14 protein-coding genes are annotated in these 23,615 nt (G+C 65.2%); 3 read left to right on the top strand and 11 right to left on the bottom strand.

Annotation, left to right across the window (positions count from 1 at the left end):
• Window positions 1-9: 9 nt before the first annotated feature.
• From AC1Q7F_RS15620 to AC1Q7F_RS15605, 4 genes are read right to left on the bottom strand one after another with little or no spacing between them, the layout of a single operon-like run.
• Window positions 10-1,290, bottom strand: a complete 1,281-nt coding sequence (locus AC1Q7F_RS15620) for a spinster family MFS transporter (RefSeq protein ID WP_492508430.1) — start codon at window positions 1,288-1,290, stop codon at window positions 10-12.
• Between the two features lie 45 nt (window positions 1,291-1,335).
• The gene (locus AC1Q7F_RS15615; protein ID WP_492508428.1) at window positions 1,336-2,529 is read right to left on the bottom strand and encodes an acetyl-CoA acetyltransferase; all 1,194 of its coding nucleotides are present in this window, start codon (window positions 2,527-2,529) and stop codon (window positions 1,336-1,338) included.
• 1 nt (window position 2,530) lies between these two features.
• A complete protein-coding gene (locus AC1Q7F_RS15610) occupies window positions 2,531-4,009 on the bottom strand; it encodes a 3-oxoacyl-[acyl-carrier-protein] synthase III C-terminal domain-containing protein (protein WP_492508426.1) in 1,479 nt (492 codons plus the stop codon).
• Window positions 4,009-4,911, bottom strand: coding sequence for an SDR family NAD(P)-dependent oxidoreductase (locus AC1Q7F_RS15605; RefSeq protein ID WP_492508424.1), 903 nt, complete (start codon window positions 4,909-4,911; stop codon window positions 4,009-4,011). Before AC1Q7F_RS15605 ends, AC1Q7F_RS15610 begins: the two co-directional genes overlap by 1 nt.
• 95 nt (window positions 4,912-5,006) lie before the next feature.
• Here AC1Q7F_RS15605 and AC1Q7F_RS15600 point away from each other — a divergent pair, with 95 nt between their 5' ends.
• A complete protein-coding gene (locus AC1Q7F_RS15600) occupies window positions 5,007-5,897 on the top strand; it encodes a LysR family transcriptional regulator (protein ID WP_492508422.1) in 891 nt (296 codons plus the stop codon).
• A gap of 5 nt (window positions 5,898-5,902) precedes the next feature.
• On the opposite strand, the gene AC1Q7F_RS15595 is transcribed toward AC1Q7F_RS15600, so the two are convergent.
• From AC1Q7F_RS15595 to AC1Q7F_RS15585, 3 genes are all read right to left on the bottom strand, one after another.
• The gene (locus AC1Q7F_RS15595; protein ID WP_492508420.1) at window positions 5,903-8,077 is read right to left on the bottom strand and encodes a 3-hydroxyacyl-CoA dehydrogenase NAD-binding domain-containing protein; all 2,175 of its coding nucleotides are present in this window, start codon (window positions 8,075-8,077) and stop codon (window positions 5,903-5,905) included.
• 23 nt (window positions 8,078-8,100) lie between these two features.
• Window positions 8,101-9,309, bottom strand: a complete 1,209-nt coding sequence (locus tag AC1Q7F_RS15590; protein WP_492508418.1) for an acetyl-CoA C-acetyltransferase — start codon at window positions 9,307-9,309, stop codon at window positions 8,101-8,103.
• A gap of 300 nt (window positions 9,310-9,609) precedes the next feature.
• Window positions 9,610-11,958 (bottom strand): TonB-dependent receptor, encoded by a 2,349-nt coding sequence (locus AC1Q7F_RS15585; RefSeq protein WP_492508416.1) that lies wholly within the window; start codon window positions 11,956-11,958, stop codon window positions 9,610-9,612.
• 322 nt (window positions 11,959-12,280) lie between these two features.
• Here AC1Q7F_RS15585 and AC1Q7F_RS15580 point away from each other — a divergent pair, with 322 nt between their 5' ends.
• A complete protein-coding gene (locus AC1Q7F_RS15580) occupies window positions 12,281-13,759 on the top strand; it encodes an aldehyde dehydrogenase family protein (RefSeq protein WP_492508414.1) in 1,479 nt (492 codons plus the stop codon).
• Window positions 13,760-13,970: 211 nt separating this feature from the next.
• On the opposite strand, the gene AC1Q7F_RS15575 is transcribed toward AC1Q7F_RS15580, so the two are convergent.
• Window positions 13,971-16,310: a TonB-dependent receptor gene (locus tag AC1Q7F_RS15575; RefSeq protein WP_492508412.1), complete on the bottom strand. Its 2,340-nt coding sequence runs from the start codon at window positions 16,308-16,310 to the stop codon at window positions 13,971-13,973.
• 134 nt (window positions 16,311-16,444) lie between these two features.
• Window positions 16,445-17,689 carry an SGNH/GDSL hydrolase family protein gene (locus tag AC1Q7F_RS15570; protein WP_492508410.1) on the bottom strand — a complete coding sequence of 415 codons (1,245 nt, stop codon included), beginning with the start codon at window positions 17,687-17,689 and terminating at the stop codon, window positions 16,445-16,447.
• Window positions 17,690-18,162: 473 nt separating this feature from the next.
• On the opposite strand from AC1Q7F_RS15570, the gene AC1Q7F_RS15565 reads away from it, so the two are divergent.
• Complete coding sequence (locus AC1Q7F_RS15565; protein ID WP_492508408.1) at window positions 18,163-19,317, top strand: hypothetical protein; 1,155 nt, start codon at window positions 18,163-18,165, stop codon at window positions 19,315-19,317.
• A gap of 44 nt (window positions 19,318-19,361) precedes the next feature.
• Here the strand turns inward: AC1Q7F_RS15565 and AC1Q7F_RS15560 are convergent, their stop codons facing one another.
• Complete coding sequence (locus AC1Q7F_RS15560; protein WP_492508406.1) at window positions 19,362-21,095, bottom strand: tannase/feruloyl esterase family alpha/beta hydrolase; 1,734 nt, start codon at window positions 21,093-21,095, stop codon at window positions 19,362-19,364.
• A gap of 15 nt (window positions 21,096-21,110) precedes the next feature.
• Window positions 21,111-23,321 (bottom strand): TonB-dependent receptor, encoded by a 2,211-nt coding sequence (locus AC1Q7F_RS15555; RefSeq protein WP_492508404.1) that lies wholly within the window; start codon window positions 23,319-23,321, stop codon window positions 21,111-21,113.
• Window positions 23,322-23,615 lie beyond the last annotated feature (294 nt).

Below are 23,615 nucleotides of genomic sequence, written 5' to 3'. Positions count from 1 at the left end.
TCTTTCACGTCACCGTTGCTTCTGCCGCCGGATCATCCACGCCGCCCCCGCCTGGCACAGGAAGGCCAGGATGATGAAGGGTGTCAGCCATTGCAGGGCCATGGCCAATGCCTGGTTGCCATAAACCGGTGTCAGCCGGTCGCTGACCATGCCCACGAACAGCGGACCGCAGCCCAGCCCGATCAGGTTCAGATTGAACAGCAGGATGGAACTGACCGTCGCCCGGTATTGGGCCGGGGTGCGGTTCTGCAACAGGGCCAGGGCCGGCACCAGATAGGTGGAGGTCAGGGTGATCGGCGGCACCAGCAGAGCCAGCGACAGGCGCCAATCCTGCACCATCGTGAAGCCGAACAGGAAGGGCAGCACCAGTAGCATGCCCAGGCCGGGCAGCAATGTGTACCAGATCGGGTTACGCGCCCCGGCCTTGTCGGCGATCATGGCGCCGATCCAGGCGGCCAGCACCATGGACCCGGCCACGATGACCCCGAAATAACCGCTGATCTGGCCCAGCGACATGCCCTGGACACGGGTCAGGAAGGCCGGCGTCCAGTTGAGAATTCCAAAGGAGCAGAAGGACGTCAGGCCACAGGCCAGGGCCGTGAGGATAAAGACCGGCGACCGCCAGAAATAGCCCAGGGCCGCGGTCAGGCTGGGGGCGGCCTTCTCCGTTTCCGGCTTCGCCATATCCGCATCGAACCGTCCGCGCACCGGTTCCCGCACGATCAGCAGCAGCAGCGGCGCAAACAGTAGGCCGGCCGCCCCGATGACCATGAAGGCCACCCGCCAGCCATAGGCCTGGGCGATCGCCGCACCCGCCACGGCCCCGACAAAGCTGCCGGCCGGCACGCCCAGCACATAGAGCGCCAGCGCCCGCCCGCGTTTATGGGCCGGAAAATAATCCGCGATGATGGAATAGGAAGGCGGCGAACAGCCGGCCTCCCCGATCCCCACACCGATGCGGGCCAGGGCCAGGCTGATGAAGCCGGTGGCCAGTCCCGACAGGGCGGTGAAAATGCTCCAGATGCCGCAGGCGGCCGCGATCAGGCGGGTGCGGTTGCCCCGGTCGGCGATCATGGCCACCGGAATGCCGAAGAATGTATAGAAAAGCGCGAACATCAATCCGGTCAGCATGCCGATCTGGGTGTCACTGAGGCCGAGATCCTGCTTCACCGGCTCCACCAGGATCGACAGCAATTGCCGGTCCACAAAGTTGAGCATGTAGGCAAAGGCCAGCGCCGCCACGACCACATAGCGGTAGCGCGCGTCCGGTTCGGATGTTGGGGTGCTCAAGGCCGGATCCTGTCAGTTCATGGTTTGACTTGTTTGGGAATGCCTTTACAGCAACCCGACGATGGAGATGGAACAGATGCCGTGGAACGGCGCGCCGCCCAGATTATGGGCCAGCGCGTTCACCACCGGCTGCTGACGCTGGCGCGGCCCGGCCCGGCCCAGCAGCTGGAGATAATTCTCATAGACCATGCGGATGCCGGTGGCGCCGATCGGATGGCCGAAACATTTCAGGCCGCCATCGATCTGGCAGGGCAGGGCGCCGTCGGCATCGAAGCGGCCGTCCAGCACGTCGCGCCAGGCATTGCCGTCATCGCTGAGGCCCAGATCCTCCATGGTCACCAGTTCGGTGATGGAGAAGCAATCATGCACCTCCGTCAGGCTCAGTTCCGCGCGCGGATCACTGATCCCCGCCTCCTTGTAGGCGCGGGCGGCGGCGGCGCGGGTGGTGGGGACATAGCTGCTGTCCCAGCCGCTGCCCTGTGCCTCCCACCCGCCGGTCGCCGCCAGTTGCAGCGATTTGATGGTGACGATGTCTTTCTTGCCCAGGGCGCGGGCGATCTCCGGCCTGGTGACGATGGCGCAGGCCGCCCCGTCGGACACGCCGCAGCAATCGAACAGGCCCAGGGGGGCGGCCACGATGGGGGCCTTGATCACCTGTTCGGCCGTGATCGGCTTGCGCAGATGCGCCTTGGGGTTCTTCGTGGCGTTGGCATGGCTCTTGACCGAGATATGGGCCATGGCGCGCTTCAGATCGTCGGCCGCCACCTTGTGCCGCGCGGCATAACCCGAGGCCAGTTGCGCAAAGGCGCCCGGCGCCGTCAGGTTGGCGTTGGTGGCATCATAGAACGGCCCGCGGGAGGCGGCGGGAAGGCCGCTATAGCCGGCATCCTTCAACTTTTCCATGCCCAGGGCGAAGGCGATGTCGCAAGCACCGCTGGCCACGGCATAGGCGGCACCGCGCAGCGCCTCCGTCCCGGTGGCGCAGGCGTTTTCCACCCGCGTCACGGGGATGTTGTGCAGCCGCAGCGCCAGGGCCAGCGGAATGGCGCCCGGTCCCACGGCATTGCCGGCATGGCCGAACCAGCCGGCCTCCAGCTCCGACGGGTCGATGCCGGCATCGGTGATGGCTTCCTCGAACGCCTCCACCATCAGGGTGGGGCCATCGGCATCCCACCGTTCGCCGAATTTCGCGCATCCCATGCCCAGGATGGCGACCTTGTCCTTGATCCCGCTGGCCATCTTATTCCCCTGCTCGCGCCTGGAAATCCGGGGCGGCTTTCCAGAAATATTGCGTGAAGCCACGGGCATCGACGCGCTTGATCCGGAACATCATGCGCATACGCGCACCCGGCTGCGGGACCGTGTCGCCCACATCCACGATGTCGGCGATCATCCGCCCGCCGCCGTCGAAATCGATCATGCCGTAATGGCTGGGCGGATCGGGGGAGAAGGCCAGATGGTCGGCCGTGACGGTGACCAGCCGCGCCGGCCGGCCGGCCAGCGGATAATCATCCTGTGTATCCACCATCCGCGCATTGGGGGCGACGGAGATGGCACTTTTCGGATATTGCACCGTCCCGGTCACGCGACACTTGCCGCCCACCAAGCCCAGCACCGTCTTGCGGTCGCGGTAGAGCGCGGCATGTGAGGTCTTGAGGTCCAGTTCGGCACGCATGCCGGCCTCCAGCCTCACCTCGCCCCGGAAATGCAGGTGCTTCAGGTAATTCTCCTCCGGCCGCCGCCGGGACAGCCAGCCATCGACGCCCAGGCCGCTTGTCCCCTGGCCCCCGCGGTTGATGGTGCGGAACAGCAGCAGGTCGACACCCTGGCCGAAGGCGGCCAGGGCAATGCATTTGCCGGGTCCGGCATGGGCCAGCAGGCGGGCCAGCAGCAGCAGCGGGTGGGCCACGCCCGTATAACCCAGTTCCGCATGCATCCCGTCGACCACCCGGTCGGCCGGAACGCCGACGGCCTTGGCGACCTGTGCGTCGATCCCCGCTGCGGGCAAGGCCAGGACCAGGTGATCAATATCGGCGGCCTTGAGGCCATTGCGGTCAAGCCCGTCGCGGATGGCCCCTGTCAGCAGGCGCAGATAGCCCTCGTCCCGGACCCAGCGCCCTTCCCAGGCATAATCATGGTCGCGGTCGCTGGCCCGGTAATGGTCGACGAAATCGACGGTGACGCTGTAATGGCCGATCAGTTCCGCGATCAGGTCGCGCGTACCGGTCAGCAGGGCCGCCGCCCCGTCGCCATTCAGGAATTCATCCGTGGATGCCGGCCGCGCCGGCCTTTTGTCGGCGGCCAGGCACAGGACGGGGGCATCGGCCGCGCGTGCCGCATCCAGCGCCGATAGCAGGGCGGCGGTGCCCGCCCGCTGCGACCCGCCGACATCCATCGACCCGACGGCATCGGGCAGGGTCAGCGCCTCCTTGACGATCCCGGCATTCTGCCGGTCGGCGAAGGGCAGGGTGGTGGAGGCCAGGATCAGGCGGTTCAGTACCCCCCGGTCGCGCCCGGTCATGCAGTCGCGCGCTGCCTCCACCGCCATGGTGACGGCATCCTCATCCCAATTGGCCATGGACCGTTCGCCCTTGCCCAGGCTAGCCAGTGCTGGATTGTACCAGGCGGTGGCGGCGGCGATGGCCCGGCGCTGCAGGCGCAGCAGCGGCAGATAGGCGCCAACGGCACTGATGCCGACCTTCATCTTTCCGGCCGCCATCACAGCGGGTCCCAGTTGATGATGTCGGTGGCGCTGCGCAGCGGCTGCATGCTGGACCGCAGGGCCGGCATCAGCGTGTCGGCGCAGCTTTGCGGGGTCCAGCCGGCGGCATTATGCATGGTGCGCAGGATGGTCGGCCGCGAATAGAGGAACACCTCATCCCCGCGCACGCCGAAAATCTGGCCGGTAATGTCGGCCGCCTCATCGGCACACAGATAGGCGACCAGCGGGGCGATCTTCTCCGGCGTCAGGGATTTCAGCTTTTCCGCCCGCTCGCGGTTCACGCTGTCCAGTGGCACGCTGTCGACCAGCCTTGTCCAGGCGGTCGGCGCCACACAATTGGAGCGCACACCGAACCGATGCATATCCAGCGCGATGGCGGTGGACAGGCCGACCACACCGGCCTTGGCCGCCGCGTAATTCGCCTGTCCGACATTGCCAAGCAGGCCGGTGGTGGAGGTGAAATGCACGAAGGCGCCCGACCCCTGTTCCCGGAAATGCGGCGCCGCCGCGCGGGAAACCAGGAAGCAGCCGGTCAGATGCACGCTCAGCACATCGGTCCAGTCGGCCAGGCTCATCTTGTGAAAGATACTGTCACGCAGGAAGCCGGCATTGTTGATGACGGCGTCGATACGCCCGAAATGTCCGATCGCATCCGAAATGATCGATGCCGCCCCTTCCGGATCGGCGACGCTGGCATGGTTGGCCATGGCCCTGCCGCCCGCCGCCCGGATCTGGGCCACCACATGGTCGGCGGGGCGGGCATCGGTACCGTCGCCATCGGCCGAAACGCCCAGGTCATTGACCAGCACCTGCGCGCCTTCCTGGGCGCAAAGCCGGGCGATCGCGGCACCAATCCCCCGACCGGCGCCGGTGACCACGATGGTTTTTCCCGTCAGCATACGCATCTCCATTTTCTGCTTGCAGCTTGGATCGAACCGACATAAGCGTCAAATTCATTTGAAATGATCAACATGCCTTGATGGAATGACCCGCCATGGACCTCCGGCTGAATTATGTCGTCGCTGTCGCCCGCACCGGCTCCATCACGGCGGCGGCCGAAGCGGTGGGGGTGACCCAGTCGGCGATCACCAAAAGCGTGGCCAGCCTGGAAAAACAGATCGGCTATTCGATCTTTCATCGCACGCCGCGCGGATCGTTCCTGACGGCGGAGGGGCGTGACTTCATCGACCGGGCCTCGCGGCTGGTGGATGACACGCGCGAATTGCTGCGCCGGCCCGCCGAGCAGGACCGGGACTATGCCGGTACCTTGCGCATCGGGGTGGGGCCTGCCTCGCTGGAATGGCGTCTGCTGGCGCCGCTGTCCCTGCTGCTGAAACGCCATCCCGGTATCAAGGTCGATGTCAGCGGCTCGACATTCGAGCGCACGGTGCAATTGCTGCGCGCCGGCACCGTCGATGTCGCCCTGGGTTTCGATGCCGCCTATGCCGACTGGCCGGATATCCACCGGGAGACGATCCGCGCCGTCCGGTCCGTCAACTTCGTGCGCAAGGGGCATCCGCTGCTGGAACGGCCCACGATCACGGCCGCCGATCTGGCGGAATTCGACTTTGTCAGCCCGTCGGACGGCCGACCCTATGGTGTGGCCGTCCGCAAGATCTATGAGGATGCCAATATCGAATGGCACAAGCGGGTGCATGTCGTGGATTATTTCCCCTTGGTCCGCCAGATCGTGGCCCAGACCAATGCCATCGGCGTCACGACGGAGTTCTTCGCCGGCACTCCCGCCTTCCAGACGGATTTCGTGGCGCTGGAGGATATGAACCTGCTGCCGCCATCGACCATGTGCTGTGCGGTTCGCAAACGGTGGGACCCCAAGCCCATCGTGCGCGCCTTCATCCGGGCCGTGAAGGAAACGCAGGGGTGAGCGTCTTATCCGTTTAGCGCGGGCACGGGATAGAAGTGCCGCCCATTGGCCGCCATCTCCCGCAACTGCGCCGTCGGCACGAACCGGTCACCATGGATGGCGGCCAGACGGTCCAGTGTCCGCACCACATTCTCCAGACCCAGAGTGTCCATGTGGCTGAACGGCCCGCCCGTATAGGCCGCGAAGCCCCAGCCGAATATGGCGCCGATATCGCCATCCTCCGGCGCTGTCAGCACCCCTTCATCCAGGCAGCGCGCGCATTCGATCAACTGGCGATACAGCAGCCGCTCGCGCACCTCCGCCGGTGATGGCTGCTCGGGCGCAGGGCGGAAATGCTGTGCCAGATCGGGCCACAGGCGCTTGGGCCCGCCATCGGCCGGATAATCGTAATAGCCCCGGCCATTCTTGCGGCCCCGGCGGTCCAGGTCGATGACCATCTTTTCCAGCACATTGTCGGCAGCACTGGGCCGATAGGCCGTGCCCAGGGCATCACGCGTCGCCTGCATGACCTTGAGGCCCAGTTCGATGGACACCTCGTCCGACACCGCCAGCGGGCCCACGGGCATGCCCAATTGCCGGCCCATATTCTCGATCAGGGCCGGATGGATGCCCTCGGCCAGCATAGCCGTGCCTTCGCCGACATAGGTGGCAAAGCAGCGGGAGGTGTAGAAGCCGCGGCTGTCATTGACGACGATGGGCGTCTTGCGGATCTGGGCGATGAAGTCCAACGCCTTGGCCAATGCCCTGTCGCCGGTCTGCGGCCCCAGGATCACCTCCACCAGTGGCATGCGCTCCACAGGCGAGAAGAAATGGATGCCGATGAAATTCTCCGGCTTTGACCAGGCCCCCGCCAGCGTGCCGATGGGCAGGGTGGAGGTGTTGGAGCCGAAGATCGTATCGGGGCCTAGCACCGCCTCCACCTGGCGCGTCACCTCGGCCTTGATGCCTGGATCCTCGAACACCGCCTCGATCACGAAGTCCGATCCGGCCAGGGCGGCGAAATCCGTGGCGGGAATGATGCGGGCCAGGGTCTGCGCCATCTGTTCTTCGCTCAGGCCGCCCTTGGCAACACGGGTGACCAGTTCGGCCTGCGCATGCGCCTTGCCTTTCTCCGCCGCCGCGATGTCGCGGTCCAGCAGCACGACCTCTATCCCGGCCTGGGCGGCCACGGTGGCGATGCCCGCCCCCATCATGCCGGCGCCCAGCATGGCCAGCCTGCGCGTGGGGGCGGGCGCCACCGCTGCCGGCCGCCGGGCGCCGCGTTCGGCCGCCTGCTTGTTCACGAACAGGGTGCGGACCATGGAACGGGCCTGCGGATCGGCCAGGACCTTGGCGAAATATTTGGATTCCACGGCGATGGCCCGGTCCATGGGCAGTTGCAGCCCTTCATAGACGGCGGACAATAGGGCCGCCGGCCCATGGATATTGTGCTGGGTCTGCTTCACCATTATCGGTACCGCACCGATGAAATTCTGCACAAAGGCCGGGTTCATGGCCCCGGCACCACCCGGCACCTTGAAGCCCTTGCGGTCCCAGGGCTGGATATGCGCGTCGGGATTGGCCATGACCCATGCCCGTGCAGCCGCCAGAGCCGTGCCTTTCGGCACCACCGCGTCCAGCAGCTTCAGGGCCAGCCCGTCGGCCGGGCGGAACAGCTTGCCTTGCAGCATATGGGTCAGGGCCGTCTGCACGCCGGTCAGGCGCGGCATGCGCTGGGTTCCGCCCCCGCCGGGGATCAGTCCCAGCAGGCATTCCGGCAGGCCCAATTGCGTCTTGGGATCGTCGCCCGCGACGCGGTAATGGCAGGCCAGCGCCAGTTCGAACCCACCGCCCAGGCAGGCCCCCTCAATCGCACAGGCCACCGGCTTGCCGCAGGTCTCCAGCCGGCGCAGCAGACGGTTCAACTCGAACACCCGCTCGAACAGGCCCCCCAGGCCGTCGCCACCTCCGGTCAGCAGCGCCTCAATGGCTTTAAGGTCCATACCCGCCATGAAGCCGCTTTGCTTGCCGGACGCGATGACGACGCCCTTCACGCCGGTGTCACCGCCGATCCGGTCAAGCAGCACGCCAAGGTCCGACAGGAACGCCGCACCGATGACATTCATCGACTGGCCGGGCACATCGATGGTCAGGGTGGCGATGCCATCTCCGTCCACGGCATAACGGATGGATTGGGTCATTGTCAGGGCTCCGTGACCGAATATCAGACGCGTTCGATGATGGCGCCGGTGCCCATGCCGGCGGCGACGCACAGGCAGACCAGCGCCCTCTGCCGGCCCGTGCGTTCCAGCTCGTCCAGGGCAGTGCCCAGGATCATGGCGCCGGTGGCGCCCAGCGGGTGGCCCATGGCGATGGCCCCGCCATTGACATTCACCCGCTCGGGATCAAGGTCCAGCGCCTGGATGGTGCGCAGCACGACGCTGGCAAACGCCTCATTGATCTCCCACAGGTCGATATCGGCGACGGACAGGCCGGTGCGATCCAGCAGCCTGCGCGCAATCCGTTCCGGCCCGGTCAGCATGATGGTCGGCTCCGACCCGATGGAACCCATGGCCCGGATGTGCGCGCGGGGCCGCAGGCCCAGCCGCTGTCCTGCCAGCCGCGAGCCCACCAGCACGGCGGCGGCCCCATCGACGATGCCGGAACTGTTGCCGGCGTGGTGGACATGCTCAATCCGTTCCACCGTGGGATAGCGCAGCATGGCCACGGCGTCGAAGCCGGGCATTTTCCGCCCCATCTCCTCGAAGGCCGGTTTCAGGCTGCCCAATGCCTGCAGGTCGGCATCGGGCCGCAAATGCTCGTCACGGTCCAGCAGCACCTGACCGATGACATCGCGGATCGGCAGGATGGAGCGGTCGAACCGCCCCTCGTCCCAGGCCCGTTTGGCCCGGCGCTGGCTTTCCACGGCGAACGCGTCGCAGTCGGTGCGGGTGAAGCCGTGCAACGTGGCCAGCAGGTCGGCCCCGATCCCCTGCGGCACGAAATAGGTCTGATAGGCGACGGCAGGGTCGCTGGCCAGGGCGCCGCCGTCCGACATCATCGGCACGCGGCTCATGCTTTCCACGCCGCCGCCGATGGCGAGGTCCACGTCGCCGGCCATGACCTTGGCCGCCGCGATATTTACCGCCTCCAGCCCGGAGCCGCAGAAACGGTTGACCTGTACGCCCGGCACATCCTGATGGTAGCCGGCCATCAGGGCGGCGACGCGGGCAATATCGGCGCCCTGTTCCCCCACGGGGGTGACGCAGCCCAGGATCACATCCCCGATCTGCGCGCTGTCGATGCCGGTGCGGTCGGGCAGAGCGCGCAGCACCTGTGCGGCCAGGGCCACCGGCGTCACCTCATGCAGCGCACCGTCGGGCTTGCCGCGGCCGCGCGGGCTGCGCACTGTGTCGTAGATATAGGCTTCCATGCCGCCTCCATGCGTTCTTGTTCCTCAAGCGCCGGCGCCTCGATTAGGGCTGCCGCGGGGTTTGATCCTGTGGCTCCAGGCCCCAGCTTTGGCCTATGGCGCAAACTTAACCCGTTGCCCCTTACGTGCTTTCCCCGCGAAGGCGGGGATCCAGGGGCCACAAGAACCACGTTTGAGTGCCCTTGGCCCCTGGACCCCCGCTTTCGCGGGGGAGGCAGGTTATTGGAAGGGACGAAGGTGGCGCTGACGGGCCCACCGGGATGATGGAGAGGGGCGCTTCCATTTAAATCCGGCAGACACTCAGTATTTGACGCTGAGCTGAATGCCGTAGGTGCGCGGCATGCCCGTGTAACGGCGGACCACGTCGGACAGACGGGCGACGTTGTTCCAATAATATTCATCGAAGACATTATGGACGAACAGGGTCGCCGCCCATTTGTCGTCGTTGGCGGCGATGCCGAACCGCGCATCGACCAGCGTATAGGCATCGATCCGCAGGCGCTGATCACCGCCGAAGCCGGCGTTGGTGGCGCTGCGATAGCTGGCGTTCAGGCCCAGAATGCCATCCAGGCTGTCGCTGACCGGCGTGCGATATTCCGCATCCCCGACAAGCTGATATTTCGGCGTATAGGGGAAGGGGTCACCCTTGAAATCCGCCGTGACGCCCAGGATGGTGGAGTTGGTGAAACTGCCCGTCACCTTGCTGTCCAGCCAGGTGCCGCCCAGACTGACCCGCAGATCCTCTACCGGATAGGCATTGACCTGGATTTCCGCCCCCTGGATCCGCGATTTCGGCACATTCACCAGGCCCGGCAGATTGCCCAGGACCGTGGGGCGGCGGGCCAGCAACTGCTTGTCATCATAATCGTAATGGAACAGGGCACCGTTGGCATCCAAGGCACCGCGCACAATCGTGGTCTTGAAGCCGGCTTCATAGGCCATCACCGATTCCTGCGTCACGGGCGACAGGGTCGAGGCCTCGATGGCGGGCAGGGTGGGGGCGCTGCCCGACTTGTAGCCCTTGCTGGCATTCACATAGAACAAGATGCGCGGCAGCGGCTTCCAGTCCAGGCCCGCCCGCCAGGAAACATTGTCCTCGTTCAGGGATTTCCGCACTTCGTTGGGCGTGGCGGTGGCGTCCAGGGTGACGCACTGGTTGGCCTGCAAGGGGGCGATGGGCGCCAGACCGGAACGGCCGCGCACGACATTGATCAGCACGCTATAGGTGGCGGCCGATGTGGCATCGCCGCTGACGGCGCAGGACCGGTAATCCAGATCAACCTTGGTATAACGCACACCGCCATGGGCCGTGATCTCGTCGGTCAGGTCCAGGTCGATATTGCCGAACAAAGCCCTGTTGTCGAATTCCTGGCGGCCCCGCAGCCCGGAACTGAGGGTGCGCATGCCGGGGATGGTGGTGAAGGAACTGGTCGTATAGGGGAACTGGTACAGGCTGTCTTCGTCCGACTTTTCCTTGGCATAGCTGCCGCCCGCCACGATGACGGCTGGCCCCACCTCTCCGGTCACCCGCAGCTCCTGGGAGAAGGCCGACACGCTGCCCCGGACATTGGTCAGCGACGCGCGCTGATTGGTGCCGTCCTGGTCGACCAGCTGGTCCACATTCATGTCGGAATAGGCGGTGATGGAGGTCACCTGAAAGTTATCGGTGATATCCAGATCACCGCGCAAGGAGGCCTGGTAGAAGTCGTTATCGCGCCGCAGCGACTGGTCCGGGTCCCAGTCGGCAGCCCGGTTATTGTCAGGCGCGACAGGGTAGTTGACGATGTTGGGGATGTTGCCGGTGGCGGTCGGGGCGGAATAGACCCGCGCGATCAACTGCGCGGCCTGGGTGTCCGACTTGTCCTTGAAGCCGTTGACATTGATCGTGAATGTCAGGTCGTCGGACGGCGTCACGTCCAGCAGCAGGCGACCCTGGTAGAAGCGCTTGGCCCCCAGGCTGTCGTCGCGGGTGTAGCTTTCCTGCCAGTCGCCGCTGCGCACGGCGCGGGCAGACAGGCGGGCGGTGACGACATCGTCCACCAGCGGGCCGCTGACATAGCCCGATGTCTCAAAACTGTTGAAACGCGCGATGCTGGCGGTCATCCCGGCGGCAAAGTCACGCGTCGGCTTGGCCGCGATATAGTTCAGGGCGCCGCCCGTGGCGTTCTGGCCGAACAAGGTGCCCTGTGGTCCTTTCAGCACTTCCACGCGGGCCAGGTCCAGGGCAGCCCCCTGCGCCATGATGGAGAAGGGCAGGGGCACCTCGTCGGTATAGACGGCGACACTGGGCTTGGCGCCCAGGGTGGTGTCGAAGAAACCGACGCCGCGCAGCGTGAAGACCGGGGTGCCGGAACCACTTTCCGTGAAGCTGAGACCCGGCGTCACCTTGGCCAGATCTTCGACATCGGTGATGCCGCGGGCGGCCAGATCATCGCCGGAGATGGCGGTGATCGACATGGGCACGTCGTTCAGCGACTGCTCGCGCTTCTGCGCGGTCACGATGATCTCTTCCAGCACGATGGGGCTGTCCTGCCCGCCGGCGGCGACGGGTGCCGGGGCCGTCTGGCCCATGGCGACGGCCGGCCACAGGACGGAGTTCAACGCCGTCGCCATCAGCAGCACGGATCGGCGGGCACGGTTATGCTTCATGTCTTCCTCCCTTGACGCACCCCGACCGGTGGCCGGTGATGCCACAGCCCTTCGGCGACGGGCCGGCGGGCTGCTTGTTCATCGATTTGTTCCTGAGAGGAAAGGGGGCGGGCAGCTGATTGTAAAATTCAATTTCCTGGCCCTTTATTCCTTCCAGGAATGTTGTGCGCATGGCGGTCGCCACCATGCTTTGCGGGAATACCGACCTCCAAGAAGGAATTGCGGAATGACCGCCGGCTTCCCTTAGAAATCCGGATGGCACCCTGAACGCGGGTGACCCATCAACCCAACCATTGCTGGAAGCGTTCAAGGGAGAAGCCGGATGATCACGGATATTGCCGAGGTAACGCAGGCGTCGCTTGCCCGCCCGTTCCGGATGCTGATCGGGGATGAATGGCGTGAGGCCGCCGATGGGGCGCGGGCCGAGGTCATCAATCCGGCCGACGAACTTCCCTTCGCCAGCATTCCCCTGGGCACGGCGGATGATATTGACAGGGCCGTGGCCGCCGCCCGCCATGCCTTCGTCACTGGCGCCTGGTCGGGGTTGATGCCCGGCCGGCGAGCCCAGATCCTGTGGCGGGTCGCCGATCTGCTGGAGGCCCGCGCCCAGGAATTTGCCGAGCTTGAGACGCTGGACAATGGCAAGCCGGTCAGCGCCGCCCGCGCGGTGGACCTGACCCTGGCCATCGGGGCCTTTCGCTACTGGTCGGGCTGGTGCACCAAGATCAGCGGCGAGACGCCGGCCGTGGACATGCCCGGCCATTTCATGGCGATGACGCTGCGTGAGCCGGTGGGCGTGGTCGCCATCATCACGCCCTGGAATTTCCCCCTGGTGCAGGCCGTGGTGAAGATCGCGCCGGCACTGGCGGCCGGCTGCACGATGGTGGTGAAGCCCGCGGAACAGACCTCGCTGACCCTGCTGCGGCTGGGGGAGCTGCTGCTGGAGGCGGGGGTGCCGCCGGGCGTGGTCAATATCGTGTCCGGTCTGGGCAGCGTCGCCGGTGCGGCGCTGGCCGCGCATGGGGATGTCGACAAGATCTCCTTCACCGGCTCCACCCCCGTCGGCAAGACGCTGCTGGCTGCGGCGCAGGGCAATCTGAAGCGCCTGACGCTGGAACTGGGGGGCAAGTCGCCGACCCTCCTGATGGAAGATGCCGATCTGGACCGCGCCATTCCCAGTATTGCCGGTGGCATCTTCCGCAATGCCGGGCAGATGTGCGCGGCGGGTTCCCGGCTGCTGGTGGCACGGGCCGTGCTGGATCAGGTGCTGGAGGGTCTGGTGCAGCAGGCGCATGCCCTGCGGATTGGCCCCGGCATGGACCCGACGACCACGCTGGGCCCGCTGGTCTCCGCGGCACAGCAGCAGCGTGTCCTGTCCTATATCGACGGTGCGCGGCGGGAGGGGGTGGCGGTCATTACCGGCGGGCATGCCGCCGGCGACCGGGGCTATTTCGTGGAGCCGACCATCCTGCTTGACCGCTCGGCGACAGCAACGGTGTCGCGGGAGGAGATTTTCGGGCCGGTATTGGTGGTGACACCCTTTGACGATCCGGCCGATCTGGCCCGGCTGGCCAATGACACGGTCTATGGTCTGTCGGCCAATATCTGGAGCCGGGATGTCACCGCCGCCTACCGGCTGGCCCGCACCGTCAAGGCTGGAACGATCACGGTCAATAGCGGCATGATCGTCGGCGCGGCGCTGCCGTTCGGCGGGTTCAAGCAATCCGGCTGGGGACGTGAAGGCGGCGCGGAAGGCCTGGCCGCCTTTTTGGAGACGAAGTGCATCATCACCGCGATCTGACAGGATAATGGCGCGACCCAGGCTCAGGATGGGTCTGGACGCAAACCAATGATCCTGAGGTTGACGGAAAACCGACCTTCACCGGCCGACGAGCCAGTGGGCGGGGGATCGACAGTAGGGTGATCGATCGATCGTGCGGATGCTCGGGCCGTTATCTACCTAAAAAAAGCCCCCGCCATCCGGCGAACGGGATGGCGGGGTGAGGGAGAAGTCAGAAGCTGGCGCCGACCCGCACACCCATTGTGCGGCCGGGATTGTAGGTGGCGGTGGTGGAACTCCAGACCACGCTGGTCTGGCTGGCGACGCGTTCATCTTCCAGATTGTTCACAAAGGCATTCACGTAGAAACGTTGATCCGGGCTGTCCCAGCGCAGGTTCACATCCGTCTTCGTGTAGCTGCCATTGATGCCCTGGACATAGTTGGCGCTGTCGCTGAAGGTTTTGGACTGGACATAGAAGTCGACGGACGGGGTCAGGGTGCTGCCGCCAGCCAGATCGACAATATGTTCATAACCCACCCGCGCGCTCCAGCGCGGGGCATTGGCCAGGCGGTTGCCGGAGAAATCGGCGACGGCGCTGGGGATCGCGGCATAGCCCAGGATCGGGGCGAAGATATTATACACAACATCGGCACTGTTCATGTTGTCCGACGCGCTGGGGAAGGATGTGTACTTGCCATCCAGGAAGGAGACATAGGCCGACAAGCGATCATTGCGCGTGGGCCGGAACAATGTCTCCAGTTCCACACCCTTGATCTTGGCCTTGGCCGCATTGGTGGTGACGGCCGTCGGCCCGGTGGCGGTGCCAATGATGCTGGAGACCTGCAGGTCCTTGTAATCCATGTTGAAGATGGTGGCCGACAGGAACAGCTTGCGATCCAGCAGGTTGCCGCGCAGCCCCGCCTCGTAATTCGTCACCGTTTCCGGCTTGTACCCGGTATAGGGCGCGGGGTTGGTGGAGGATTGCAGGCCGCCGGCGCGATAGCCGGTGCTGACCGTGGCATAGCCCATGACCTCGTCGGTGATGTCATAGTCCAGGCCGGCCTTCCAACTGATCTTGCTGAACTTTTCCGACGCGCGGTTGCGGTCGTCGGAATAGCTGAGGCCGCCGGCCGGGCAGGTGGCATTATCGATGTTCTGGCGGGTGACGGTGCCGCCGAAACAGACCAGTTCCTCCTGCCCGCCATGGACCGTGTCCCAGGTGGAGCGCACACCGGCCAGCAGCCGGAACCGGTCGGTGACGCGCAGTGTGCCCTGGGCGAACAGGGCGGTGGATTCACTGCCCCAGTCGCTGTAGGTGTTCACGACATCGACGGCGTTGATGGTGGAAATCTGCTTGCCCGTGCCGGCGAACAGGGGACCGAAGACGTTGAAAACGCTGCCGAACGGGGCCGGGGCCGTGTTGCCGGCATGCAGCAGGCGCTGCCCCGACGGCTTGTCATCCCAGTAATAATAGGCGCCACCGACCAGAGAGAGTGCCTCGCTCTCGTAATTGATGTCGATCTCATGCGAGCTGGATTCCTGGCGCAGGTCCAGATATTCCTGGGAGAAGACACCGGTGCTCGCCTCCAGACCGTCATTCTTCAGGACGGAAAAGCCGCCGATATAGGTGGCGGTGACGGCGTCCGACATCTCCCAGGTCAGTCGCGTGCGGGCGGCGTAGTCCTGGATATCCTTGCGGTTCTCCTTGACGTTCCAGATGCCGGGATTGGGCTCGTGAGTCTTGATGATCTCCACAGGGCCGAAGCTGCCGGTCGTCAGATTGGCGTTGGGATAGTAATTGTAGCTGGACAGGAACAGGAACGGCGTCGTGCCCTCATCCGCGCCATAGCTCAGCGACAGGCGCCAGGTGATATTGTCGGTCAGGTTCCACAGCGAGGTCAGGCGCAGGGCGGTCTGATCGGTCTTGTCGAACCGTTCCGGCGCCGACAGGCGGGCATAGCGCCCGTCATTGATGCGGCGGAAACCGGAGAGCCGGATGGCCAGATCGTCATTGACGGGCAGGTCGGCATTCAGCCGGACCTGCAGGTCCTGATGGGTACCATATTGCACGTCACCGGCGACGGCCATGTCCCGGCCCGGATCGGCGGTATTGATATTGACCACACCGGCGGTGGCGTTGCGGCCATGCACCGTGCCCTGCGGACCGCGCAGCACCTCGATGGCGGCGACATCGAACAGGCCCAGCGTCAGGGTGGTGGGGAAGGGGGCATAGATGCCGTCAATCTGCGTCGCGACGGTGGAATAGCCGCTGAAGCCGTTATTGCTGCCGATGCCGCGCATGGCAAAACCGTTCTGGCTGAATTGCAGGTTGGGGACGGTGGTGATCAGGTCGTCGGCTGTGCTGATATTCTGCCGGTCCAGCGCGTCGGCACCCAGGACGGAGATGGCGACTGGCGCCTTGGCCAGGGTTTCCTTCACCTTCTGTGCGGTGACGATGATTTCGGCCAGAACATCCTCTGCCACTTCGGCACCCGTCGCAGCGGGTGGGATCAGCAGGGCGCTGGCCGATAGCAGCAGCGCGGTACGGATGGTATTCCAGGACTGTTTCATTTTCCCTTCCCCTTGTCTTTTTGCTTACGGCCGATGGGCCGGTTGTTCGGTGTTGGTTGGATTTCTGGGCAGCAGCCCCCGTTCCCGCGCGGTGATGCGCGGGTTGTCGTCATGGGGACCGCTCTCCGGGGGCGTTATTTCAACAGGATGGCTGCCGCCGCTTCCGCCATGGCGCGGTACCCCGCGTCGGACGGGTGTAGCTTGTCGCCGCTGTCGAAGGCCGGTTTGATCATCTGCGGGTTCGCCGGGTCGCGCAGGGCGGCATCGAAATCAATGACGCTGTCAAATTCCCCGCTTTCCCGGATCCAGCGGTTCAATTCCTGCCGGATCACTTCCTTGGCAGGGGTGGCGTAACCGGGGAACGGCGATCCCAGGAACGGGGTCAGGGTGGCACCATGGATCTTGACACCAAGCGCCTTGGCCCGCGCGATCAACTGCCGGTATCCGGCGATCAGATCGGCCGCCGTCACTTCCGGGTGGTTGCCGGGGCCTCGCGGGTTTGGCAGGCCGCTGAGGCCCAGATCATTGATGCCTTCCAGCAGCACGATATCGGTGACGCCGGGCACCGACAGCGCATCCCGATCGAACCGGGCCAAGGCGGCTTCCCCCACCTCGTGGCGCAGGACGCGGTTGCCGCCGATCCCGGCATTGGCGATGGCCACCTGGTTCAGGCCGCGTTGGCGCAACAGGGCGGCGAATTGATCCGGCCAGCCCCGCATCATCGGGTCCTGGGCACCGGCGCCATCGGTGATGGAATCCCCGAAGGTGACGATGGTGCGCGCGTCCTTGGCGGAGCGGACCAGGATGGCCGACACGACCTCCCGCCCTGTCACCACCTGCGCCCCGGCCAAGGGGCCGCCAGCCGTCCGGTCCGGTCCCGGCAGTACCTCTGCCACATGCAGCGGATCGGCCTGCGGCACGGCCACAGCGTCGGGCAGGAACAGGGTGACATAAAGGATGCTGCCGGCCTTCACCGGCAGGGCCACCGGGTCGCTTAGCAAAGCTGTGCCCACCAGCATATGGGCGGGCCTGGCGCCACTGAAGCTCAGGGACATCAGGGTTGCCGTATCAATGCGCCCGGACGCGTCGGCCAAGGCGATGGTGGCGGCGCCGATCTTGACGTCCTTGGGCAGCGTTTCCGCCGACAGGCGGACGCGGACGGCGTCCCCTTCCGCACTGACCCGCATCTTGTAGCGGACCGTGCCCTGGATTTCGGCCGGCGGCCGCCAGAAATCAAAGGGCAGCTTCTCAGTCGCCAGGGAGGGGCTGGACGCCCAGCTCTGCACCCAGTTTCCATCCGGTGCCGCCATGGCATTCGTCAGGGGCAACAGGATAAGGGCGGATGCGCCCAGCCATTTCGGCAAGCCATTGAGCTTCATGATCTTCGTCCTCCCTGCGCCGAAGGTTCTTCCCGGACCTTCTGGCGGCTTGATGCTCCGGTGGCGCAGGTCCCATTCGACTTTGCGCCGATCCGTTTTACGCTTAGTTCTTGTGCATAATGATGCTCACATATTACAAACGATTGCAAATCCATTTTTCACCTGTTTGGCGACCAAAATGCCGGGTGCGGCGCAATATGATTAGCCGCCGCAGCCTTCATGGCGCGCTGACGATGGCCGTCCCCGCGCCTGAACGGAATGGTATCTGCAATCGGTTGCACTATCCAGGTGTCAAGCAGCGCATTTCCGCGATATGATGCCGGAAAAGGGCAGGCGGGCCTCAGGGTACATAATGGTTGGCGGCGATCATACGAGGGGGCGGACGCGGTGGCGGGAATGGGATTTAATGTCCCGCGCAAAATGTTATGATTCATATCAAATGAAGAAAGCGGCAAGAGGGAGATGCGACCTTGATGACGCCGGAACTGCAAGAGGCGACGGGCATCCTTCACTATGTCCCCACCAGCCGGGCGCTGCTGCTGGCCGACCGTCTGGAAATGTCGCTGATGGACCAGGGATGGCCCGCCGGCCATGTCCTGGGATCGGAAATCGATCTGGCCCGTGAGCATGGCGCTACGCCCCCTGCCATGCGGCAGGCGCTGCGCGTTCTGGAATGGCGCGGTCTGGGCCAGATGCGGCGGGGTGCGGCGGGTGGATTGCTGATCCATGCGCCGTCCCTGGCCGTCACGGGACGCCGGCTGATGGCGCTGCACCTGATGGCGCGTGGGGTGTCGGTGGAGGCGGTGCGGGCCGCCCGCGCCACCCTGTTGCTGAATCTGCCGCCGGAACGGGCCGATCTGGCGGCGGCGCGGGCCTTCGTGGTGGAGCTTTTCGGGCATATCGAAGCGGCGTGGCAGGATGTGCAATCGGCCCAGCCCTCACACAACCGCGCGCTTCGCATCGCCCACCGTATCCTGCGGGACGGGTGGGATGGCGGGGCCGAACTGGGCACCATCGATGATCTGATGGAAGCCCATTCCGCCTGCCGGGCCGTGATCATCCAGGCCTTGCGGATCCTGGAAAATCTGGGCGTTGCCGTCTCCGTCCGGGGGCGTACCGGCGGCTTCCGGCGGATTGATCCCACGCCGGGATCGCTGGTTCGGTCCACCCTGCCGCATTTCGTGGCGCACGACATGGATCTGGGGGTCTGCAACCAACTGATCGGCATTGTGAATGAGATCAATGCCGGGCTGGCGGCGCAGCATGAACGCGACCCGGAACGGTTGCGGTTTCTGACTGACCGCCTGGATGTGGAGGATGTGCTGCGTGGCCATGTGGCCACGCATGTGGCCCTGCTGCGACATGTGGCGACCAGTGCCGGTGATGAGGTGCTGCACATGCTGGTGCGCTGCCTCTGGTACTATTGGTACCATAAGATCATGCGCAACGCCCTGCCCCTGGTGATCCTGCCCACGTCATTGGCGCAGGAGATGATTGAGGCCACGCAGCGGATGGTGGCCGGCATTCTGGCCGGCAAGCCGGACGAAGCCCGCCAATCCATGGTGGATTGCGGGGTGGTGGCCCGCGCCATCAATCTGGTCATCAGCCGTGAGTTGGGCACCTGCTGAACCGGACAGGGGGGCGTTCCGGTCGAAACGCCCCCTGCTTGCGGTTACGGCGCCTGACAGGTGAAATTCTCCGCCTTTTCCACGTCGCCGCTGCCCTTGTATCGGACCGTCGTCGGATAGGCGCAGAGGGGCCGTGTGCGGCCCGGCCAGGGCGACATGGGGTTGGCGACACCGGTCAACCGGTCCGGCGCCTGGGCCCGCTCCACCCAGGATACCAGGGCGGTGAAGGCATCGATCCCATCCGTGGCGGGGCCGCCTGCGCAATGGGCCATGCCGGGTACCGGGAAGACACGCACCGTCTGCGCGGCCTTGCCGCCCGTGCGCTGATCGACCTCCCGCCACCAGGCCAGCGTGTCATTGACCGAGAAGACCGGGTCGGACACGCCATGCGGCACGATCATCCGCCCGCCCCGCCGCGTGAACGCGTCAAGATCGGGTGACCGCGCCCCGATATCGCTCCAGGCGGTGCGGGTGAAGGCCCCGCCCGTGGCGTAGATCTTCGCCGCGTCGCGGGCGAAATCAAACCCCATCACATAATCCAGTGAACCCGCCGGGCCCGGTGGGGGAAGGGTGGGCGGGGTCGTGAAGACCATGGCCAGGGACGGTACGCCCATCATGATATTGATCGCGGGAATGCGCCCGTCCCCGGAACCCAGCTTCCAGATGCGCCACCCCATGTCGGCCCAGCCCGCATCCCAGGGGAAGGATGCGTATAAGGGTTCCCCCTTGCTGTTGCGCGCCCCTTCCTGCACCCGGATCAGGGCATCGACCTGGGCAGTGCTGAGGCATCCGGCCTGTTTGTCACCGGTACAGATGGTTTTGCGCAGCACCGGCACCACCCTCTGCTGGGTGCAGGCGGGGTAGTTGCCGATCAGCCCGTCTGCCAGCCCGTCATCGGCATCGCAGGCATCCAGAACGGCACGGGTGACCAGCGCCAGGTCGCTGTCGCTGAAGCTGGCGGCCAGGCTGGCGGGGGTGACGGGCTTGGCGGCGATGGCGGCCAGACTTTGCGTATCCCAGGCCTCTGCCACGGCGGCGCGGGGCAGCGACATGCCGGGGGCCGATGCCACGATCCCGTCGAACAGGTCGGGATAGCGCTGTGCCGCCATCATCCCTTCCTGCCCGCCCTTGGAACATCCCGCGAAATAGCTGTAGCGCGGGTTGGCGGCATAGAAGGCGCCGATCAGCGTCTTCGCGGCCCCTACGGAAAGGGGCAGGGAAGTGCCGCCATAATCGGCGCGCGCTTCCGGATCGAAACCAAAGGCGGGCGCGCCACCGCGTTCCGGGGCGGCGTTGACGGCATTGTCATGCCCGGAATCCTGCGACAGCACCGCATAGCCCTGGGCCAGGGCCGGTGCGCCCGGTCCCGTACGGCCCAGCGCGTCACCCAACTCCCCATTGGTGCCCCCACCGCCCTGCATCAGGAACCGCCGGTTCCAGGCGGCGGGCAGGCGCAGATGGAAACGGATGGCATAGGGCTGGGCGTCAACGCCGGTCCGTTCCTTCATGACGCCCACCAGTTCGCAATGGGCGGGCAGTTGCGGCGGCGGACCCGGCGGTGGCCCCATCGGGTTGGGCGGCGGCAGTTTCACAGGTCCCGCCTCGTTATAGGTGGCTGACAGGATGCGCACCCCCGGCCCGTCAGCGCCCTTCCACCCCGCCAAAGCGGTACAGCGGCCGGCAGGGTCGGACGGTGCCAGCGGTCCTTCCTGTCCCCAGGCGGCCGGCGCGGCCATCAGGGCGACGGCCGCCACCCCCATCGTGAACAAGCGTTGCATGTCGTTTCTCTTCCCTTAGAATCGGACCGAGGCGCGGATGCCATATTCGCGCGGGGGCCCGTAAAGTTCGTTATTGCCGCTCTGCCCGCTGACATAATCCTTGTCGGCCAGGTTGCTGCCATAGGCCTCCAGCGTCCAATCCCCCATGGTCAGGGACAGCTGCGCCGACAGCAGGCCGCGGGCCTTCAGGTAATCCAGTGTCGGGGTGTAGAGCAGGTTGGTCCAACGCGGTCCGACATAGGCATAGTTCAGACGCGGGGTCAGCACCATGTCCGCCGCCACATCCATCTCGTACTGCACACCCAGATTGTAGCTCCATTTCGGGGAGAACAGGTTGTCCCCGCCGCCGGCATTGGTCAGGTAGGGCTGGAAGTCAAAGCAGACAGGCGGGTTGGACGGGGTGCCGGCCGGGCATTGCGGCCCATATTGCGACAGCGAGGGCAGGGTGCGGGTATTGACCAGCGTCAGCGTGTCCAGCTTGCTGTCGACATAGGCGAAGCCGCCATCGACGGAGAAGCCGCCCGCCCGCGCCTGCACCTGCAGCTCCGCCCCCTTGATGGTGGCATTGGCAATGTTGGATACGCCCGACTCACCGGTGGAGGTGTTGCGGGCATCGAACTGGAAGCCCTTGTAATTCATGTAGAACAGGCCGGCCTGGGTGCGCAGGTGCCCGTCCAGCAGCGTGGATTTCACGCCCGCCTCATAATCCCACACCGTCTCGGGCCCGAATTCCGACACGGCGGAATTCGATCCGCCCGGCTTGTATCCGCGCGCGGCGAAGGCATAGACCATGGTGTCGTCATCGGCCTGCCAGTTCAGACCCAGTTTGCCCGTGACGCGGCCATCCGGATGGCCACCCTTCAGGTCCGCGACCTGCAGTCCTGCCGGGCCGAAAATGGGGGAGCCGGCCCCGATCACCACACTGCCTTCCTGTTCGGCCTTGAAATGCGAGTAACGCAGGCCGGCCTGAAGCTCCAGCGACGATGCCAGTTCATAATTGCCCTGGGCAAAGACGCCGGTGGTCACCTTGTCCTGCTGCTGGTCGATATCGGTCGGATCGGTGATGATCTGGCTGCGGTTCTGGATATCCACATCGATCTTGTTCTTCTGATAATACCCGCCCAGGATCCAGTCAAAGTCGCCATCGGTGGGGGAGATCAGGTTGAATTCCTGGCTCCATTGCCGTTCGCGGACATACTGGTCCTGGGTCTGCGTGGCGCTTTCACCCGGTGGGGCCGTGATGGCGCCATCCAGGTCATACAGATTATTGATGCGCTTGTTGGTGAAACCGCTGACCGAGCGCAGCGTGATGCCATTGTCGAATTCCTGGCGCAGTTCCAGGCTCGACAGGAACGCCCGCTCATGGTTCTTCGTGGGCGCGTTATAGGTCAGTTCCCGGAAATCGGCGCGGCGGTTGGCGGCAAAGGTCGTGCTCTGGATGGGGCGATAGGCATAGCCGCCCGTTTGCTTGTCGATCATTTCGATCTTGCCCAGGGCCTGGAAACTGCCCGGCTCCCATGTCACGCCGACGCGGCCGGCCTTCTCATTCAGCCGGTCGGGTTTGTTGTCGAAACTGCCGACATCATCGTAGTAGCTGTCGCGCTTGCGGTAGTTGCCGGCCACCCGGAACGCCAGCGTGTCGGACAGGGGCACATTCACGGCGCCCTGGCCCGTCACCTCGTCATAGGTGCCGTAACTGGCCTGGGCATAGCCCTTCACGCGGTCGGTCGAGGGGCTTTGCGTATTGATGAAAATGGCGCCGCCGGTGGAGTTGGAGCCGACCAGCGTGCCCTGCGGCCCGCGCAGCACCTCCACATTCTGAATGTCGTAGAAGCTGCTGGTGGTCAGGATCGGGGGCTGGAACACGCCATCAATATAGGTGGCGACACCGTTCGCGACGGCGGGCGAACCGCTGGCGATGCCGATGCCGCGGATATTCACCGACTGGGTCAGGCCCTGATCGGTGATGGACAGGGACGGTGCTGCGAATTGCAGGTCGGCCAGCCGCTCCACCCCCTTATCCGCCAGCGCATCCCCCGTCAGGGCCGTCGCCGCAATCGGAACCGTTTGCAGGTTTTCCGACCGGCGCTGTGCCGTCACCACGATCTCCTCCAACCCCTCAAAGGGCTCAGCGGCGGCGGGGGCCGGTGGTGCCTGCGCCCCGGCAGGCATTGGCAGGCAGGCGATGGCCGCGACGGCGACGGTCGCGAACAGTTTCGACTTCATTTTGTTTAACCTCCCCTTTGCGGGGGTGCTGCACGAATTCCGTGTCTGTCACCCCCGGCGTTTATTTTGTTATGAGACATTCCAATTTCCGCCGAAAAAAGCTACCGAATTGCAGGACGGTCAAGTTGGTGCCCCACACGGCCGCGACCGGTCGACAGGACACACCATTGCAGCGTTCAATAGGGGCCCAATGTCCCGGCCCTGTTCGATCTGGATGGTGAATAACGCGTCAAGGGCGGCTGGAACCCGGCGGCGTTGATGCGCCGCCAAGCCGGTTGACAGTGCTGCCCGGTT

The sequence above is a fragment of the Niveispirillum sp. GW835-FHT14G11 genome, assembly GCF_058793615.1.
The sequence above is the reverse complement of the archived record's forward strand: the minus strand, read 5'-3'. Positions and strand labels throughout refer to the sequence as shown.